This window comes from Candidatus Kosakonia sp. 282A-S69, from assembly GCF_029433855.1.
GTDB lineage: Bacteria > Pseudomonadota > Gammaproteobacteria > Enterobacterales > Enterobacteriaceae > Kosakonia > Kosakonia cowanii_A.
In genome coordinates, this window is sequence record NZ_JAROAU010000005.1 from 46,058 (window position 1) to 64,805 (window position 18,748).

Genomic DNA, 18,748 nt, shown 5'->3' on the forward strand with positions numbered 1-18,748 from the left:
AGCAGTAAAAAGTTTCGTGGCGATGCGAAGGTGGCGGAATTGGTAGACGCGCTAGCTTCAGGTGTTAGTGTCCTTACGGACGTGGGGGTTCAAGTCCCCCCCCTCGCACCACAACTTTGATTGAACAAAAAGTCAAAAAGCAGTAAAAACGGCGAGTAGCGCAGCTTGGTAGCGCAACTGGTTTGGGACCAGTGGGTCGGAGGTTCGAATCCTCTCTCGCCGACCAATTTTGAACCCCGCGTAAGCGGGGTTTTTTGTTTTCTGCGGTTCAGCTTTTTCCCGATCTCCTCTGTTGTTCTTCAGCGACATTCTCATCATGCGTTGTCGCCTATCAGCTACACTTAAATTTATGATTCAAAAGGGTTTAGTTAAAAGTCCATTGTTGTGTCGTCCTTCAGCGACACACTGCATCTGCGCAGAGGCATAAGAGACGTATTCGCTGTCCGCCAGCCGCCTGAATATAGAGGTTTCTTAAAAGGTTGCGTGATGTAACATTTCTTAATGCAAGGTTGGCACGCTATGTGCAATAATAAACGCGTAGATGCTCATTCCATCTCTTATGTTCGCCTTCTGGCCTCATAAACTCAGGAATGACGCAGAGCCGTTTTATGGTGCTTATCGTCCACCGAGAGATGTCGCTTCGGCCTCATCAAACACCATGGGCATAACGTTGAGTGAAGCACCCATTAGTTGTCAAAGACCTGTTTTAACGCCTGTCAGTGTATGCTGACAGGCGTTTTTTTATGGCGAGAAGAGAGGCTTCGCGCCACAGAGAAGCTCTGTAGCGCGAAGGAAAAGACTTAAGCTGGCGGGTTGTTATGCAGGGTGAGCAGCAGGCCGTCGCGGCGCATCGTTGCGGCCTCTTCAGGCTGGCGCAGACGGTCGAGGCAGTCAGCGAGCCACGCGTAGTCAAACGCATCGGGGCGCTGTTTCAGCGCGGCGCGAAACGCAATTGTCGCTTCCTGCCACTCGCCATGTTTCATCAGCGACTGACCAAGCGTGCTCCATAGCAACGGGCGATCGCCCTGCGTTTTGATCTGCTGGCGCAGCACTTTTTCAACCTGTTCCGGGTTATTGGTTTTCAGGCGTGGGATCACCAGCACCAGACGATCGTCATACTGCCGTTTCAGACCGTCGAGGATGATCTCCTGCGCGGTGTCGTGATCGTCGCACTCAATTAAGTGCTCCGCCATTGCCACCTGCAGCGCCACCTGGTGACGCGTTTTACGGCTCTGATTCTTCCACCAGCTCTTCAGACCATCGCTGCCCTGATCGGCGCGAGCCTGATCCATAATGCCGATCCACGCTTGCTGTTGCAGTATGTCACGGTGCTCTTCATCGCCAACGTTGGCTTTCGCCATTGAAGGAATGATGTCGAGCAGCGATGTCCACGCGCCGGTGCGAATATAGGCCTGTTCCGCCAGACGCAGCACTTCCGGATGGCGCGGCGCGATCTCCAGCAGTTTATCGACGCCGTGACGCGCAGCATGGTTCTCATTGCGCGCCAGTTGCAGGCGAACGCGGGTGATCTCGACCGGGATCGGATCGTTCTCTGCCAGCTCGGCGGCACGCTGAAGATGCTGATTAGCGCGCATTTCATCGCCGCGCTGCTGTGCGGCTTCCGCTGCCAGCAGATAGTTAACCAGCGGCTGCTCCGCGTGATCGGCATTTTTCGACATCAGCTTCTCAACCTGCTGATAATCGCCTTCCGCCAGCTTCAGCAACGCCTGTTCTGTCTGCTTGCGCGCACGACGACGCTTACGGCCCATAAACCAGCCGCGGGTATGCGCACCGGTACGGAAGATCCGACGCAGCAGCCACTCAAGTGCAAAGAAGACGACCAGCGTCAGCACCAGCATTATCGCCAGACCCGTCACGCTGGTTTCAATGTTGTAGTTATCTGTCTGGATCAGCACATAGCCCTGGCGCCCTGCGAGCATTGGGCCAAGCACAATACCGGCAAGAAGCAGTGCAAAGAGCAATAATACTTTCAGCATAATTATTCTCCCTGCGCTGCATCGGCGGGCGCGGATGGCGCCTGATCAGACGTTACAGCGGGTTGCGCGAGCAGGTTGCGCACGCGGGTCTGCATCAATTTTTCCAGAATAGGCTGGCTCTGGAGCGATTCAGGTAGCTCCATGGCGATAGATTGCTGGCCGAGCTTATCCACCTCTTCGAGAAACGCTTTGGTGGCCGCATCGTCGGTGTCGTAATAGGCGCGAACCCAGGTCGACACGTTATCCAGCGCCTGTTTGTAGGTCTCTTCCTGATGACGCGGCACGGCCTGTGCCGCAACCAGCAGGCGCGAACGAATGTTTTCACGCAGATAGACATCCTGATTCGGCGCTAACAGCGGCACGGCGGTCTCATCGCGGCGGCGAATGGTAATAAAGCTGTCCATAAAATTCCGCCAGCTTTTCTGCAGATTGACGCGCCACTCGCTGATTGAGCTTGAGAGTTCGCCGCTGTCGGCATCCATCGGCGAATCATCATCGTTGTTGTCAGCCAGCCGCAGGTTATCGATCTGATTAGAGAGCTGGTTCAGCTTAAGGATCGCCCCGTCATAATCGACCTGGGTTACGGATGAGAGAGTGGCGATATCGTCAGTGATGGCGCGGCGCGCAGTAATCAGGCTCGGATCGTTCATATCCGCCAGACTGGCGTCAGCGCTTTTCAGCAACGCGGCTGCAGTGGTGACATCCTGATCGCTCCACAGCTTACGACCCGCCAGTTTGACGAGGAAATCGGCCTGCGCCAGCTGCCAGGTTTTGGCATCGGAGCCGGAGATGGTCGCGACTTTCTGTTGCACTTCATCAAGCTGCTTCGCCAGCGCTTCGCTCTGGCGTTTTTCTGCTGCCAGCGCATCCGCTTGCTGTTTAATCACCCCTTCCAGCTCAGTACGCTGCTTATCCTGCGTCTGTTGCAGCGCGATCAGCTGGTCAGCAATTTCGCCGTTAGTGGTTTGCAGGGTTTTATTTTGATGCTTCACCCAGCCATAAAGCCCGGCGCCCGATGCCAGCGCAATAGCGATGGCGATCGCGCTTAGCGCGAGGCTGGTCCTGGTAGCGCGTCTCTTCTTCTCTGCTTTCTCCGGCGGCGGCGTTACGCCGTCAGCCGCTTTGGTCTCTTCAACCACGGCGGAGGAGTTTTCGTGTTCCGTCATTATGGCTTCCCATTATGAGAGTTATTGTAATGCGCGAAGCAGCGCATCGTTGTCGGCATTGTCAGCGACCCGAATGTCTTGCCAGCCCAGTTCCCGGGCAAGGTGCGCCAGACGTTCGCTTACCACCACCAGGCGGCAACGAAGTAACCAGTTCTCCCGGTACCAGGGAGGAATAAGTGAAAAAAGTTGCTGCAGCATTTCGCCGCTGGTAACCACCAGCGTTGAGACACCCCGCGTATGCCAGCGCATCGCTTCTTCTGCACCGTCATAAAATTTTGCATTGCGTTGATAACACTCGCAAAATTCAACCTGTGCGCCGCGCGCGGTCAACGTTTCCGCCAACAGTTCGCGCCCGCCGTTGCCCCGTAAGATTAGCGCATGCTTGCCCTGAACATCTTGCAATTCAGGTAATTGTAGCAACACTTCGCTGATTTCCCGGTCGTGAGGGTAGCGCACATCAATGCCGCTAACCGTATGCAGCGCAAGCGCGGTGGTGCGCCCGATAGCAAACCATGCAGGCTCTGTTGGGAAGGCGATCCCCGCCTGCTGCAAACGGGCGTGCGCGAAGGAGACAGCTTGCTGTGACAGGACAAACGCGAGGTCATTCGCGCCGAGCCTGGCGAGCCGCTCAGGCAATGAAGGCAGCTCACGACCCGGCGTGAATTCAATCAATGGAAAGCTCCAGGCCACCAAACCCAGCGTGCGCAGTCGGCTCACTAATGCTTCCCCGGAGGGCGAGGGGCGGGTGACCAGGATACTCATGCAGGGGCTTCTCCATTGTAAATATCAGCAAGAATGGCACGCGCGCCGTTATCCAGCAGCTCTTCTGCCAGCGAGATGCCCATCTTTACTGCATCTTCCGGCTGGCCGCGACGCTCACCGCGTATCATCGTCGAACCATCCGGCGCACCAACCAGCCCGCGTAACCAGAGTTCGCCGTTAATCAGTTCAGCATAGCTGCCGATCGGCACCTGGCATCCGCCTTCAAGACGGGTATTCATCGCCCGCTCAGCGTTGACGCGAATCGCGGTCTCATCATGATTCAGCGGCTGCAGCAGTGCACGGGTATGCTCATCGTCGAGGCGGCACTCAACGCCTACCGCGCCCTGACCTACGGCCGGGAGTGAGATTTCCGGCGGCAGTGCCCAGCGTACGCGATCGCTAAGACCCAGGCGGTTAAGACCGGCGACGGCGAGGATAATTGCATCGTATTCGCCGTTATCGAGCTTGCTCAGGCGGGTACCCACGTTGCCGCGCAGCGAGCGGATCACCAGATCGGGGCGCAGTGCAGCCAGCTGACACTGGCGACGTAAACTGGAGGTGCCGACAATGCTGCCTGCGGGCAGTTCGTCCAGCGACGTATAGCGGTTAGATACAAAGGCATCACGCGGATCGTCGCGTTCGCAAATCGTCACCAGGCCGAGTCCGTCGGGAAAGTCGACCGGCACATCTTTCATCGAATGCACGGCAATGTCGGCGTAATTTTCGAGCAGCGCTCGCTCAAGCTCTTTGACGAACAGACCTTTGCCGCCCACTTTCGCCAGCGGCGTATCAAGGATCACATCGCCGCGCGTGACCATCGGTACCAGTTCAACTGTTAACCCTGGATGGCTCGCTTCAAGGCGCGCTTTTACATAATGTGCCTGCCAGAGCGCAAGCGGGCTTTGCCGTGTGGCAATTCTTAAAACATTGTCTACCATGCTTGATACCGTCAATTTCGTCCGTTGACCATCCTAACACTGTTGCATTAGGGTGTCAGTGTTCACGGTCGATTGCGGTCTCTGCCCCGCGCAACAGGCGCAGCGCGGGCTGTAATTCGGAATTTACAGAGTGCGTTTAATGCTAAACTGGTTTGTAGCGCATCTTTCTTTACGGTCAATGAGCAAGGTGTTAGATTGATCACGTTTTAGACCATTTTTTCGTCTGTCCTCCCATAACGATAACGACGAAAAAAGGGCAACGGCTACTTTTGGATTCTCTGTCTACGCACCCCTTTTCAAGCTGCAGCCTACAAAACATCAGCATGAAGGTGTGTATAAAACATCAGGCGATATGTCTTGTACCTCTATATTGAGACGCTGAAACAGCGACTGGATGCCATTAATCAACTGCGTGTGGATCGCGCGCTTGCTGCCATGGGCCCTGCTTTTCAGCAGGTTTACAGTCTGCTGCCGACATTACTGCACTATCACCATCCGCTGATGCCTGGCTACCTTGACGGTAACGTTCCCAATGGCATTTGCCTCTACACGCCTGATGAAAACCAACTCCACTACCTGAACGAACTTGAGCTGAACCGTGGCCTGCCAGCGCAGAACGCGCCGACCGGCGAGCTGCCGATCACCGGCGTCTACTCCATGGGCAGCACCTCTTCGGTTGGGCAGAGCTGCTCTTCAGATCTGGATATCTGGGTCTGTCACCAATCCTGGCTCGATAACGACGAGCGCCAGCTGCTACAGCGTAAATGCAGCCTGCTTGAGAGCTGGGCGGCCTCCCTTGGCGTGGAAGTGAGCTTCTTCCTGATTGATGAAAACCGCTTCCGCCATAATGAAAGCGGCAGCCTCGGCGGCGAAGATTGCGGCTCAACGCAGCACATTTTATTGCTTGATGAGTTCTACCGCACCGCCGTACGTCTGGCTGGTAAACGTATTCTGTGGAATATGGTGCCAGGCGACGAAGAGGAGAATTACGACGACTACGTCATGACGCTCTATGCCCAGGGCGTGCTGACCCCAAACGAGTGGCTCGATCTGGGCGGCTTAAGCTCGCTCTCGGCGGAGGAGTATTTTGGCGCCAGCCTGTGGCAGCTCTATAAGAGTATCGACTCGCCCTATAAAGCGGTGCTGAAAACCCTGCTGCTCGAAGCCTACTCCTGGGAATATCCTAATACCCGCCTGCTGGCGAAAGATATCAAGCAGCGCCTGCACGATGGTGAGATCGTCTCATTTGGTCTCGATCACTACTGCATGATGCTTGAGCGCGTAACGCACTATCTTGAAGCCATTGACGATCCAACGCGTCTTGACCTTGTGCGTCGATGTTTCTACTTAAAAGTGTGCGAAAAGCTGAGCCGCGAACGCGCCTGCGTCGGCTGGCGTCGCGAAGTGATCACGCAGTTAGTGAAAGAGTGGGGCTGGGACGAAGCACGCCTCGCGATGCTCGATAACCGCGCCAACTGGAAAATCGATCAGGTGCGCGAAGCGCACAATGAGCTGCTCGATGCGATGATGCAGAGCTACCGCAACCTGATCCGCTTTGCCCGCCGTAACAACCTTAGCGTCTCTGCCAGCCCGCAGGATATCGGGGTCTTAACCCGTAAACTCTACGCGGCGTTTGAAGCGCTGCCGGGCAAAGTGACGCTGGTGAATCCGCAGATTTCACCGGATCTCTCCGAACCGAATTTAACCTTTATACATGTGCCGCCGGGTCGCGCCAACCGTACCGGTTGGTATCTCTACAACCGTGCGCCGAACATGGACTCCATCGTCAGCCATCAGCCGCTGGAGTATAACCGTTACCTGAATAAGCTGGTGGCCTGGGCGTGGTTTAACGGCCTGCTGACGTCGCGTACGCGCCTGTTTATTAAGGGCAACGGCATTGTCGATCTGCCGAAGCTGCAGGAGATGGTTGCTGATGTCTCGCACCACTTCCCGCTGCGCCTGCCTGCGCCGACGCCGAAAGCGCTCTACAGCCCCTGCGAGATCCGCCATCTGGCGATTATCGTCAACCTGGAGTACGACCCGACGGCGGCGTTCCGCAATCAGGTGGTGCACTTTGATTTCCGTAAGCTTGATGTCTTTAGCTTCGGCGAGCAGCAAAACTGCCTGGTGGGCAGCGTCGATCTGCTCTATCGCAACTCGTGGAACGAAGTGCGTACCCTGCACTTCAACGGCGAGCAGGCGATGATTGAAGCGCTGAAAACCATTCTCGGCAAAATGCACCAGGATGCCGCGCCGCCGGACAGCGTCGAAGTTTTCTGTTACAGCCAGCATCTGCGTGGGCTGATCCGCACTCGTGTGCAGCAGCTGGTCTCTGAATGTATTGAGCTGCGCCTCTCGACGACGCGTCACGAAACCGGCCGCTTTAAAGCGCTGCGCGTGGCGGGGCAAACATGGGGCTTGTTCTTCGAGCGCGTGAACGTCTCGGTGCAGAAGCTGGAAAACGCCATCGAGTTTTATGGCGCGATCTCCCACAACAAGCTGCACGGTTTGTCGGTGCAGGTAGAGACCAACCACGTCGAATTACCGGCAGTGGTGGATGGTTTTGCCAGCGAAGGGATTATTCAGTTCTTCTTTGAAGAGGCGGGGGAAGAGGGCTTCAACATCTATATTCTGGATGAGAGCAACCGCGCCGAAGTGTATCACCACTGTGAAGGCAGCAAAGAGGAGCTGGTACGCGACGTAAGCCGCTTCTTCTCCTCCTCCCACGATCGTTTTACCTACGGCTCAAGCTTTATCAACTTCAACCTGCCGCAGTTCTACCAGATTGTGAATATTGAAGGGCGCGCGCAGGTGATCCCGTTCCGCAACCAGGCGATCAGCACCGCATCGCCGGCCAATCAGGATAACGCTGCACCGCTGCTGCAGCAGTACTTCTCCTGATGCTGCTGCCCGGTCTCCCGGGCAGTGCGTCTTAGCGGAAGGTCACGCTTTCGCCGGCTTGCTGGCTTGCCGCCTGCTCCAGCAGATCCCAGAAGGTTTCGCCGCTGCGATCGCAGACCCACTCATCCCCTTTGAGATTAAAATGGTAACCGCCCTGTTTTGTCGCCAGCCACACCTGGTGCAGCGGCTCCTGACGGTTAATGATGATCTTACTGCCGTTCTCAAAGCTGAGGGTTAAGACGCCGCCGTTGATTTCACAGTCGATATCGCTATCGCCGTCCCAGTCATCCAGGCGTTCTTCGATGGTGAGCCACAGGCCGTCGGCGAGGCGATGAAATTCTGAATCGTTCATTCTGCTTTCCTGTTTTTTATGATGGCCGCAGTATAACGCGAAACATTTCCCGTTGCCCTAAACGTGCAAACTCTTGCTTTTGTGTCTTCTCCTGCGATGATAGAGCGCAGTAAGAATGAACTCACAGGCAACGATAATGAAAGATCTGTTTCGCACGCTGGCCGTAGTGCTGACTCTGTTCAGCCTGACGGGCTGTGGTCTGAAAGGGCCGCTCTACTTCCCGCCGGCCGATAAAACCGCGCCGCCGCCAACCAAAACGCAGGAGAGCACGATTCAGCCTACTATTCCGGATAGTAACGATCGGGGCGATACCGGCTCGCCGACCCAGGTGAATTATTGACGTTACCGCTCTGTACCCGCGTAAATGGAGTAGATAATGCAGTTCTCAAAAATGCATGGCCTTGGCAACGATTTTATGGTCGTCGACGCGGTGACGCAGAATCTCTTTTTCTCCCCGGAGTTGATCCGTCGTCTGGCGGATCGCCATCTTGGCGTAGGCTTTGACCAGCTGCTGGTGGTTGAGCCTCCTTACGATCCTGAACTCGATTTTCACTACCGTATTTTTAATGCTGACGGCAGCGAAGTGGCGCAATGCGGCAACGGCGCGCGCTGTTTCGCCCGCTTTGTGCGTCTGAAAGGTTTAACCAATAAACGTGACATTCGCGTCAGTACGGCAAATGGGCGTATGGTATTGAGCGTAACGGAAGATGAACTGGTGCGCGTCAATATGGGTGAGCCGAACTTCGAACCGTCGCAGGTGCCGTTTCGCGCCAACAAAGCTGAGAAGACCTATATTATGCGCGCGGCGGAACAAACCGTGCTCTGCGGCGTCGTATCGATGGGCAACCCGCACTGTGTTATCCAGGTAGATAGCGTGGAAAACGCGCCGGTAGAGATGCTGGGGCCGGTGCTGGAGAGCCATGAGCGCTTTCCTGAACGCGCCAATATCGGCTTTATGCAGGTCGTCAAAACCGATCATATCCGCCTGCGCGTTTTCGAGCGCGGCGCAGGTGAAACGCAGGCGTGCGGAAGCGGTGCCTGCGCAGCCGTTGCCGTCGGCATTCAGCAAGGCTTGCTGGCGGAAAGCGTTCGTGTGGAGTTACCGGGTGGTCGACTTGATATCGCCTGGAAAGGCCCGGGCCAACCGCTGTACATGACTGGCCCGGCGGCACATGTCTATGACGGGTTTATTCATCTATGAAGCAACCAGGGGAAGAATTGCAGGAGACGCTGACGGAACTGGAAGATCAGACCGTCGCCGACTATTTGGTGCGCCATCCTGACTTCTTTATCCGTAACGCGCGGCTGGTGGAACAGATGCGCGTGCCGCATGCGGTGCGCGACACGGTTTCTCTGGTGGAGTGGCATATGGCGCGCTCGCGCAACCACATCAACGCGCTGGAAGAGAACATGACGCTGCTGATGGAGCAGGCGAGCGCTAATGAAGGGCTCTTTTATCGCCTGCTGCGCCTGCAAAGTCGGCTGGCTTCCGCGCCAAGCCTGGATGAGATGCTGAACCGCCTGCACCGCTGGGCGCGCGATTTGGGGCTGGCGGGCGCCACGGTGCGCCTCTTTCCGGATCGCTGGCGTCTCGGCGCGCCTTCGCGCTATACCCATCTCTCACTCTCTCGGCAGGCCTTTGAGCCGCTGCGCATTCAGCGCCTTGGTCACCAGCATCACTATCTGGGATCGCTCAACGGGCCTGAGCTGCTGCTGCTGTTGCCCGAGGCGAAAGCCATCGGTTCAGTCGCGATGTCGCTGATGGGGCAAGATGGCTCGCTCGGCGTGGTGCTGTTCAGCAGCCGCGATCCGCACCATTATCAACATGGCCAGGGCACCCAGCTGCTGGAGGAGATCGCGCAGATGCTGCCGGATCTGCTTGAGCGCTGGATCGCGCGCGCATGACCGCTTCGCCGCTTTTCCCGCTCGTCACCCGCTTTTTGCGTTATCTGGGCGTTGAGCGCCAGCTCAGCCCGATCACCCTGCGCAACTATCAGCGTCAGCTGGAGACCATTATGGCGATGGCAGACGATCTTGGCCTCAAAAGCTGGCGACAGTGCGATGCTGCGACGGTGCGCTCGATTGCCACCCGCAGCCGTCGCAAAGGGCTGGGGGCGGCGAGTCTCGCGCTACGGCTCTCCGCCCTGCGCAGCTTCTTCGACTGGCTGGTGAGCCAGGGCGAGCTGCCTGCCAACCCGGCGAAAGGGGTCTCCGCGCCGAAAGCCGCGCGCCATCTGCCGAAAAATATCGATGTCGATGATGTAAACCGTCTGCTGGAGATCGACATTAACGATCCGCTGGCGGTGCGCGACCGCGCGATGCTGGAAGTGATGTACGGCGCGGGTCTGCGTCTGTCGGAACTGGTCAATCTCGATATCAAACACCTCGATCTGGAGAGCGGCGAAGTGTGGGTGCTCGGTAAAGGCAGCAAAGAGCGCCGCGTGCCGATAGGCCGCAATGCGGTGAGCTGGGTTGAGCACTGGCTCGATCTGCGCGAGCTGTTTGGCGCGCAGGACGATGCGCTCTTCCTCTCAAAGCTCGGCAAGCGCATCTCGGCGCGCAATGTGCAGAAACGGTTTGCTGAATGGGGGATTAAGCAGGGGCTGAATAGCCATGTGCATCCGCATAAACTGCGCCACTCCTTTGCCACCCATATGCTGGAGTCGAGCGGCGATCTGCGCGGCGTGCAGGAGCTGCTCGGGCATGCCAATCTCTCCACCACCCAGATCTATACCCATCTTGATTTTCAACACCTTGCTTCGGTCTACGATGCGGCGCATCCGCGCGCAAAACGGGGGAAATAATGCGTTTTTACCGCCCACCAGGCGAGATCTCTGCGATCACCTTCGACCTGGACGATACCCTTTATGACAACCGGCTGGTGATCCAGCGAACAGAGCAGGAGTCGCTGGCCTTTTTGCAGGGCTACCATCCGGCGCTCAGCACCCTGGAGAACAGCGAATTCAAGCGTCTGCGCCAGTCGCTGCGCGAAACTGAGCCGGATATCTATCACGATGTCACCGAGTGGCGGCGACGCGCCGTCGAGCGTGCCATGCTGGATGCCGGCCTGACGGCAGCAGAGGCCGCGGCCGGTGCAGAAGCCGCAATGGCCAACTTTGCGCACTGGCGCAGCCGCATTGATGTGCCGGACGAGACCCACGACACGCTGGCGAAGCTGGCGGAAAAGTGGCCGCTGGTGGCGATCACTAACGGCAATGCGCAGCCGGAGCTCTTCGGGCTCGGCGACTATTTTAAATTCGTTCTGCGCGCCGGGCCGGACGGGCGCTCAAAACCCTTCAGCGATATGTATCACCGCGCCGCTGAGCGTCTTGGCGTGCCGATTGGCAACATCTTGCACGTTGGCGACGATCTCACGACCGACGTAGCGGGCGCGATCCGCTGCGGCATGCAGGCTTGCTGGATCAAACCCGAGGGCGCAGATCTCCTGCAAGCCAGCGACAGCCGCCTGTTGCCGCATATGGAAATTTCGCGGTTGGCATCCCTCACTACGCTGATATAATCACCCATTGTTCTGTATAAAATACCAGGGTTTTGGTGGCGGGCGCGGCGCGAATGCGTCCACGCAAATCGAACCCTGGTAAGCGAAGCGCCCCCGGCGTTTTGTTCAATTCCTGATGACTACGCGACGGTACCTATGGACGTTTCTTATCTGCTCGACAGCCTCAATGACAAACAGCGCGACGCCGTAGCGGCGACACGCAGCAATATGCTGGTGCTGGCGGGAGCGGGAAGCGGCAAGACGCGTGTGCTGGTGCACCGTATCGCGTGGCTGATGACCGTTGAGAACTGCTCGCCTTTCTCGATTATGGCGGTCACCTTTACCAACAAAGCGGCGGCGGAGATGCGCCACCGTATTGGCCAGCTGATGGGTACGACCCAGGGTGGCATGTGGGTCGGTACCTTCCATGGGCTGGCGCACCGGCTGCTGCGCGCACACCATATGGATGCGAAACTGCCGCAGGATTTCCAGATCCTCGATAGCGAAGATCAGCTGCGCCTTCTCAAGCGCCTGATCAAAGCGATGAACCTCGATGAGAAGCAGTGGCCGGCGCGCCAGGCGATGTACTACATCAACGGTCAGAAGGATGAAGGCATTCGCCCGCACCATATTCAAAGCTTCGGCAATCCGGTGGAGCAGACCTGGCAGAAGGTCTACCAGGCCTATCAGGAGGCGTGCGATCGCGCCGGGCTGGTCGATTTTGCTGAACTGCTGCTGCGCGCCCATGAACTGTGGCTGAACAAACCGCATATTCTGCAGCACTATCGCGAACGCTTTACCAATATCCTGGTTGATGAGTTCCAGGATACCAACAACATTCAGTACGCTTGGATCCGCCTGCTGGCGGGCGATACCGGCAAGGTGATGATCGTCGGCGACGATGACCAGTCAATCTACGGCTGGCGCGGTGCGCAGGTGGAGAACATCCAGCGCTTTCTCACCGATTTCCCCGGTGCGCAAACCATTCGTCTGGAGCAGAACTACCGCTCCACCAGCAATATTCTGAGCGCTGCTAACGCCCTGATTGAGAACAACAATGGGCGTCTGGGGAAAAAACTGTGGACCGAAGGGTCCGACGGCGAGCCGATCTCCCTCTACTGCGCGTTTAACGAGCTTGATGAGGCGCGTTTTGTCGTCAATCGCATCAAAACCTGGCAGGACAACGGCGGCCAGCTCACGCAGTGCGCCATTCTCTATCGCAGCAACGCCCAGTCGCGCGTGCTGGAAGAGGCGTTACTGCAGGCGAGCATGCCGTATCGCATCTATGGCGGCATGCGCTTCTTCGAACGTCAGGAGATCAAAGATGCGCTCGCCTATCTGCGCCTGATTGCTAACCGTAATGATGACGCAGCATATGAGCGCGTAGTTAATACGCCGACGCGCGGTATTGGCGATCGCACTTTAGACGTTGTTCGCCAGACCTCCCGTGAACGTCAGCTGACGCTGTGGCAGGCGACCCGCGAGCTGTTACAGGAGAGAGCGCTGGCGGGACGAGCGGCGGGCGCACTACAGCGTTTCCTTGAGCTAATCGACGCGCTGGCGCAGGAGACGGCGGATATGCCGCTGCATGTGCAAACCGACCGGGTGATCAGCGATTCCGGCCTGCGCGCGATGTACGAGCAGGAGAAGGGCGAAAAAGGCCAGACGCGTATCGAAAACTTAGAGGAGCTGGTTACCGCAACGCGGCAGTTCAGCTACAACGAAGAAGAAGAGGATTTAATGCCGCTGCAGGCGTTTCTCTCCCATGCGGCGCTGGAAGCGGGCGAAGGGCAGGCGGATACCTGGCAGGACGCGGTGCAGTTAATGACCATGCACTCAGCGAAGGGGCTTGAGTTCCCGCAGGTATTTATTGTCGGTATGGAAGAGGGGATGTTCCCAAGCCAGATGTCCCTTGATGAGGGTGGTCGTCTGGAGGAGGAGCGTCGTCTGGCCTATGTCGGCGTCACGCGCGCGATGCAAAAGCTGACCTTAACCTACGCGGAAACGCGTCGGCTCTATGGTAAAGAGGTCTATCACCGCCCTTCGCGCTTTATCGGCGAACTGCCGGAAGAGTGCGTTGAAGAGGTGCGTTTGCGCGCCAGCATCAGCCGCCCGGTCAGCCATCAGCGGATGGGCACCCCGGTGGCGCAGAGCGATACGGGCTACAAGCTTGGTCAGCGCGTGCGCCACGCCAAATTTGGCGAAGGCACGGTGGTGAATATGGAAGGCAGCGGCGAGCACAGCCGCTTGCAGGTGGCGTTCCAGGGGCAGGGCATTAAGTGGTTAGTCGCCGCCTATGCGAAGCTCGAAACCGTGTAACCTTCAGAAAAATATCATCATTTTGTAATATTCTGCTAGCCTTATACGCTGAAGGGCAAATATTGCTCTTTAGCGTTTCGTTGCGTGTTGACGCCTTCTGAGTGCTGGCGTAACATGCGCGCACGATCACGCTAAGAGGACATTCGCCTTGGACACACCCAGTAGATGCTGGCTCAATTTCCTGGATTTCAGGAACAACTCCTAAGGCTTTCTCCTCACGCTGATGGCCTTAGTGGTTGTCGGCGACCCGCTTCATCCCCCGTCGCGCTGAGTCAGACTGTTTAATGGTCTGAAACCCCAATTGTTTCTTGTGTGCCCTGCGAACTGTCCGATATTTTTTGCATTGGGAGTCCCGGCCATGCTGAGCGCATTTCAACTGGAAAACAATCGTTTAAGCCGTCTTGAGGCTGACGAAATCAAACACCTCGCCAGCTCGGTTTGGGTTGATTTAGTCGAGCCGGACGATGATGAACGTACCCGCGTGCAAACGGAATTGGGCCAGAATCTGGCTACGCGACCTGAACTGGAAGACATCGAAGCCTCGGCGCGTTTTTTCGAAGACGAAGATGGTCTGCACATTCACTCCTTCTTCTTTTATGAAGATGCGGAGGATCACGCAGGCAACTCAACGGTAGCATTCACCATTCGCGAAGGGCGTCTCTTTACCCTGCGCGAGCGCGAGCTGCCCGCGTTTCGCCTCTACCGTATGCGCGCCCGCAGCCAGGAGATGGTCGATGGCAACGCCTATGAGCTGCTGCTCGATCTCTTCGAAACCAAAATCGAACAGCTGGCGGATGAGATCGAGAACATCTACAGCGATCTGGAAAAGCTCAGCCGCGTCATTATGGAAGGGCAGCAGGGCGATGAGTATGACGAAGCGCTCTCGACGCTTGCGGAGCAGGAAGATATCGGCTGGAAAGTGCGTTTGTGTCTGATGGATACCCAGCGCGCGCTGAACTTCCTGGTGCGCAAAGCGCGCTTACCGGCGGGCCAGCTTGAGCAGGCGCGCGAGATCCTGCGCGATATCGAGTCGCTGCTGCCGCATAACGAATCCCTGTTCCAGAAGGTGAACTTCCTGATGCAGGCGGCGATGGGTTTTATCAATATCGAGCAGAACCGAATCATCAAGATCTTCTCGGTCGTTTCGGTGGTGTTCCTGCCGCCAACGCTGGTGGCATCAAGCTATGGGATGAACTTTGAGTTTATGCCCGAGCTGCACTGGAGCTTCGGCTATCCCGGCGCGATTATCTTTATGATCCTCGCCGGCCTTGCTCCCTACCTCTACTTCAAACGCCGTAACTGGCTTTGACGTCATAAAAAAAGGTTCAGCCTGCGCTGAACCTTTTTTCTTTACAGGCCCCAGGTCTGAATGCCTTTAACCTTATATTCGTGATACCAGACATTCGTTCGCATCATGATAAGCATGGGTACGATAAAGGAGAGGAAAGGGAAACCTATAAGAGCGGCGACTAATAATCCCAGTACGTTCAGCGCAATAGAGGTCAGCGCTTTCTTCCACAGGCCCAGGATAAAGAGATAAATACAGCCGAAGAAGAGTGCGTAGAAGTTTTGGTTAACTGTTACTTTCTCCCCAAATGTCATTTGCTTAAACGCTTGTTTCCACGCCGGAGTAGGGCGCCAGAATCCGGGATAACCATTCTTTTCAAAAAATGCGAAACGATACTTCCACTTATCGCTCAGCGATTCATCTTTCTGGTAGTCATAGTCGTTGATAGTGCTCATTTTCCTCTCCTGAAAAACCCTGTCTTTTAAACTAATTAGCTGTTTTTACTTCCGTTGGCGCGAACATAAGCATAAAAAATACCAGGCCGTCGAACCAAATATAGATCTGAGCGCCAAGCAGCAGATATTCATCATCCAGCACGAAACCGGCCGCCGAGACCACTGGCGAAATGAGATAAACCAGGATCGACAGAATGACAACATAACGCCCCTTTAATCCACTATCCCGGCAGCGCTGCGCATTGATATTGATTTTTACCCATGTGTAAACCAGCAGGCAGAGCAGTGGCAGTATGGGAAGCTTCGCCACGCTAACCATGGCAATTAAAAAAAGAATATGCAGAAGCATAAAAATAAGGAAATAGGGCTTACGCGCGAGGCATGCCTTGCCTGTTGGCCAAAAAATCCTGCGGATCATTTTTCCGGGTCGTCCTGAATAGCGTAATAATAAAGCGGCGAACATACCATTCAGCAGATTAATATGCGATGCGGTGATCGAATAACCCACGAATATTTGTAGGTGGCGAGCGAAGAGTTCGCCCGCCTGATTTGTTCCCTAAATGGAATTAGGGTGTTTTACGCAACGCACGCTGGGTATAGAGGGCATCCATTACGAAGATCGCCAGCGCCACCCAGATAAAACCAAAGGTCACCATCTTATCCGCGCCGGGATGCTCGCCGTAAAAGGTCACCGCCAGCAGGAACATCAGCGTCGGGCCGATGTACTGGAAGAAACCGAGCGTTGAGAGGCGCAGACGCGTTGCCGCCCCGGTAAAGCAGAGCAGCGGCACCGTGGTGATCACCCCTGCCGCCATCAGCAGTAGATTGAGCGACAGGCTGTTTTGCGACATATGGCTGGTCGGGCTATCGGTAATGCCGAATAGCCAGATGGCCGCCACTGGCAGTAACCATAAGGTCTCTATCAGCATGCCGGTTTGCGCCTCAACGGCAATTTTCTTTCGCAGCAGGCCGTAGAAGGCGAAGCTAAAGGCCAGGCCGAGGGCAATCACCGGCAGCGAGCCAAAAGTCCAGAGCTGCACCAGTACGCCCAGCGCGGCGAGGATCACCGCCAGCCACTGCATGCGGCGGAAACGCTCACCCAGGAAAAGCATCCCCAGCAGAATATTCACCAGCGGGTTAATAAAGTAGCCGAGGCTCGCTTCCAGCAAATGGTTATGGTTGACCGCCCAGATAAAGAGCAGCCAGTTGCCCCCCACCAGCACCGCCGAGACCGCCAGCAGTAAAATCTTCTTCGGTGTTTGCAGCAGCGCTTTCACGCTCTTCCACTGACGGCTTACGCTTATCAGCGCCAGCATAAAAAAGAAGGACCAGATGACGCGGTGAGTGAGGATCTCATCGGCGGGAACATACCAGATTACTTTGAAATAGGCGGGCGCAATACCCCAGATAAAATAAGCGGCGAGCGCAAGTAACACGCCAAGCCGCGTCTGCTTTGCATCCATCAGAAAGACTCGTTGCGAAAATGTAACCGCATGGTACCCGATTTCGCAGGCCTGCTCACCCCACCATATAGGTAGCGGTCGCGCTGGCGATATGCACCTGCTCCTCGTTATGCAGCTCCACGCGCGCAACGGCGACCTTATTGCCGGCGCGCAGCAAACTGCTGCTGGCAGTAAAGCGCGTGCCGCGTCCCGGGCGCAGATAATCGACACGTAAATCGATCGTTCCCATACGCGCCAGTCGCTGGCGAAGCTCCTCTTCGCTGATGGTTTCATGGCGGGTCAGGGTGCTGCCGACGCACACCAGGCCTGCGGCGACATCCAGCGCGGAAGCAATCACGCCACCATGCAGAATGCTTTGCGCCCAGTTACCGACCATCATCGGCTGGTTAGTGAAATGGAGTTCTGCGAATGCTTTTTCATAGCGCCCCAACTCAAGGCCTAACGCACGGTTGTATGGCATGTGATAGACAAAAATTTCGCCCACCATTTGCAGAGCCTGATCGGCGGTAAGAACGGCTGACATATCAATCTGATCCGATGAGTTAATGGAGTGTTAATTTTATGCTCAATGTTTGTTGATTGCTACTTTAAGAGCGATAGACGAGCAGCGGCGCAGGAAATATGTAGAATACGTGCGGATAAGACTATTAACTAACTCAACAATAATTCGGAGCTTAAACCGATGCGCACCTGGCCGGGGTATATTTTCGCAGTGCTGGCACTGCCGTTCATGGCACTCGCACAAGAAGCAACCATCAAAGAAGTTCATGATGCGCCCGCCGTGCGCGGTAGCATCATCGCGAATATGTTGCAGGAGCATGATAATCCCTTCACGCTCTATCCGTATGAATCCAACTACGTGATCTATACCGATACCAGCGATCTGAATAAGGAAGCGATCCGCTCCTACAACTGGGCTGACAACGCGCGTAAAGATGAAGTGAAGTTCCAGATAAGCCTGGCCTTCCCTTTCTGGCGCGGCATCCTGGGGCCAAACTCGGTATTAGGCGGCTCCTATACGCAAAAATCCTGGTGGCAGCTCTCCAACAGCGGCGAGTCTTCTCCCTTCCGTGAAACCAACTATGAACCGCAGCTGTTCCTCGGTTTCGCCACGGATTACAAATTTGCAGGCTGGACGCTGCGCGACATCGAGGTTGGTTTTAACCATGACTCAAACGGCCGCTCCGATCCGACCTCGCGCAGCTGGAACCGCGCTTACACCCGCTTGATGGCGCAAAACGGTAACTGGATGGTGGAAGTGAAGCCCTGGTATGTCGTAGGCTCGACCGATGACAACCCGGATATCACCAAATATATGGGTTACTACCAGCTGAAAATCGGTTACGAAATTGGTGATGCGATCCTCAGCGCGAAAGGGCAGTACAACTGGAATACCGGCTACGGCGGCGCAGAGATCGGCCTGAGCTACCCGGTGACCAAACACGTTCGCCTCTATACTCAGGTGTATAGCGGCTATGGCGAATCGCTGATTGATTATAATTTCAATCAGACCCGCTTCGGCGTGGGCGTGATGCTCAACGATCTGTTTTAAGGCATTGCAGTTTCAGTCACAGGCGCTGAAAATAGCGCCTGTTTTTATTTCAGGCA

General features: G+C 56.1%; 19 protein-coding genes and 2 tRNA genes. 12 read left to right on the forward strand and 9 right to left on the reverse strand.

Translation table 11 applies throughout. The features are described 5' to 3' along the window. The first annotated feature begins 24 nt into the window (after window positions 1-24). Both PU683_RS21020 and PU683_RS21025 read left to right on the forward strand, forming a co-directional pair. Window positions 25-111 (forward strand) — tRNA-Leu (locus PU683_RS21020). A 38-nt stretch (window positions 112-149) separates the two neighbouring features. Then, window positions 150-226: transfer RNA gene (locus PU683_RS21025), tRNA-Pro, on the forward strand. 574 nt (window positions 227-800) lie between these two features. Here PU683_RS21025 and hemY read toward each other — a convergent pair. From hemY to hemC, 4 genes are read right to left on the reverse strand one after another with little or no spacing between them, the layout of a single operon-like run. Next, entirely contained in the window at window positions 801-1,997 is a 1,197-nt protein-coding gene (hemY, locus tag PU683_RS21030) for a protoheme IX biogenesis protein HemY (protein WP_277174542.1), read from the reverse strand. A 2-nt stretch (window positions 1,998-1,999) separates the two neighbouring features. Next, window positions 2,000-3,163: a uroporphyrinogen-III C-methyltransferase gene (gene hemX, locus PU683_RS21035; RefSeq protein WP_277174543.1), complete on the reverse strand. Its 1,164-nt coding sequence runs from the start codon at window positions 3,161-3,163 to the stop codon at window positions 2,000-2,002. A gap of 21 nt (window positions 3,164-3,184) precedes the next feature. After that, window positions 3,185-3,925 (reverse strand): uroporphyrinogen-III synthase, encoded by a 741-nt coding sequence (gene hemD, locus PU683_RS21040; protein ID WP_277174544.1) that lies wholly within the window; start codon window positions 3,923-3,925, stop codon window positions 3,185-3,187. Then, window positions 3,922-4,863 (reverse strand): hydroxymethylbilane synthase, encoded by a 942-nt coding sequence (gene hemC / locus PU683_RS21045; protein ID WP_277174545.1) that lies wholly within the window; start codon window positions 4,861-4,863, stop codon window positions 3,922-3,924. The genes hemD and hemC overlap by 4 nt, the downstream gene beginning before the upstream one ends. A 357-nt stretch (window positions 4,864-5,220) precedes the next feature. Between hemC and cyaA the strand changes: the two genes are divergently transcribed. Further along, window positions 5,221-7,764, forward strand: a complete 2,544-nt coding sequence (gene cyaA / locus PU683_RS21050; RefSeq protein WP_277174546.1) for a class I adenylate cyclase — start codon at window positions 5,221-5,223, stop codon at window positions 7,762-7,764. 31 nt (window positions 7,765-7,795) lie between these two features. Here the strand turns inward: cyaA and cyaY are convergent, their stop codons facing one another. Continuing rightward, on the reverse strand, window positions 7,796-8,116 hold the full coding sequence (cyaY, locus tag PU683_RS21055; RefSeq protein WP_200135337.1) for an iron donor protein CyaY: 321 nt from the start codon (window positions 8,114-8,116) through the stop codon (window positions 7,796-7,798). A gap of 136 nt (window positions 8,117-8,252) precedes the next feature. Here cyaY and lptM point away from each other — a divergent pair, with 136 nt between their 5' ends. The 8 genes from lptM to corA all read left to right on the forward strand — a co-directional run bounded on the left by lptM (window position 8,253) and on the right by corA (window position 15,243). After that, complete coding sequence (lptM, locus tag PU683_RS21060) at window positions 8,253-8,456, forward strand: LPS translocon maturation chaperone LptM (RefSeq protein ID WP_187800552.1); 204 nt, start codon at window positions 8,253-8,255, stop codon at window positions 8,454-8,456. Window positions 8,457-8,492: 36 nt separating this feature from the next. Beyond that, window positions 8,493-9,317 (forward strand): diaminopimelate epimerase, encoded by an 825-nt coding sequence (gene dapF, locus PU683_RS21065; protein WP_277174547.1) that lies wholly within the window; start codon window positions 8,493-8,495, stop codon window positions 9,315-9,317. Next, window positions 9,314-10,021 carry a DUF484 domain-containing protein gene (locus tag PU683_RS21070; protein WP_042714298.1) on the forward strand — a complete coding sequence of 236 codons (708 nt, stop codon included), beginning with the start codon at window positions 9,314-9,316 and terminating at the stop codon, window positions 10,019-10,021. Before dapF ends, PU683_RS21070 begins: the two co-directional genes overlap by 4 nt. Then, window positions 10,018-10,920 carry a tyrosine recombinase XerC gene (gene xerC, locus PU683_RS21075; RefSeq protein ID WP_277174548.1) on the forward strand — a complete coding sequence of 301 codons (903 nt, stop codon included), beginning with the start codon at window positions 10,018-10,020 and terminating at the stop codon, window positions 10,918-10,920. The genes PU683_RS21070 and xerC overlap by 4 nt, the downstream gene beginning before the upstream one ends. Next, complete coding sequence (gene yigB, locus PU683_RS21080) at window positions 10,920-11,636, forward strand: 5-amino-6-(5-phospho-D-ribitylamino)uracil phosphatase YigB (protein ID WP_277174549.1); 717 nt, start codon at window positions 10,920-10,922, stop codon at window positions 11,634-11,636. Before xerC ends, yigB begins: the two co-directional genes overlap by 1 nt. Before the next feature lie 135 nt (window positions 11,637-11,771). Further along, complete coding sequence (gene uvrD / locus PU683_RS21085) at window positions 11,772-13,934, forward strand: DNA helicase II (protein ID WP_277174550.1); 2,163 nt, start codon at window positions 11,772-11,774, stop codon at window positions 13,932-13,934. 148 nt (window positions 13,935-14,082) lie between these two features. Continuing rightward, complete coding sequence (gene ysgD, locus PU683_RS22485; RefSeq protein WP_353656052.1) at window positions 14,083-14,139, forward strand: YsgD/CorL family protein; 57 nt, start codon at window positions 14,083-14,085, stop codon at window positions 14,137-14,139. 153 nt (window positions 14,140-14,292) lie between these two features. Further along, window positions 14,293-15,243: a magnesium/cobalt transporter CorA gene (gene corA / locus PU683_RS21090; protein ID WP_023479615.1), complete on the forward strand. Its 951-nt coding sequence runs from the start codon at window positions 14,293-14,295 to the stop codon at window positions 15,241-15,243. A 41-nt stretch (window positions 15,244-15,284) separates the two neighbouring features. On the opposite strand, the gene PU683_RS21095 is transcribed toward corA, so the two are convergent. The 4 genes from PU683_RS21095 to yigI are packed head-to-tail and all read right to left on the reverse strand — an operon-like array spanning window position 15,285 to window position 17,663. Beyond that, entirely contained in the window at window positions 15,285-15,677 is a 393-nt protein-coding gene (locus PU683_RS21095; RefSeq protein WP_277174551.1) for a DUF2628 domain-containing protein, read from the reverse strand. Window positions 15,678-15,708: 31 nt separating this feature from the next. Beyond that, window positions 15,709-16,185: a hypothetical protein gene (locus PU683_RS21100; RefSeq protein WP_277174552.1), complete on the reverse strand. Its 477-nt coding sequence runs from the start codon at window positions 16,183-16,185 to the stop codon at window positions 15,709-15,711. A 58-nt stretch (window positions 16,186-16,243) separates the two neighbouring features. Beyond that, entirely contained in the window at window positions 16,244-17,140 is an 897-nt protein-coding gene (gene rarD / locus PU683_RS21105; protein ID WP_277174553.1) for an EamA family transporter RarD, read from the reverse strand. Window positions 17,141-17,195: 55 nt separating this feature from the next. Continuing rightward, complete coding sequence (gene yigI / locus PU683_RS21110) at window positions 17,196-17,663, reverse strand: acyl-CoA thioesterase YigI (protein WP_277174554.1); 468 nt, start codon at window positions 17,661-17,663, stop codon at window positions 17,196-17,198. A gap of 159 nt (window positions 17,664-17,822) precedes the next feature. Here yigI and pldA point away from each other — a divergent pair, with 159 nt between their 5' ends. Continuing rightward, on the forward strand, window positions 17,823-18,692 hold the full coding sequence (gene pldA / locus PU683_RS21115) for a phospholipase A (RefSeq protein WP_277174555.1): 870 nt from the start codon (window positions 17,823-17,825) through the stop codon (window positions 18,690-18,692). The last annotated feature ends 56 nt before the right edge of the window (window positions 18,693-18,748 follow it).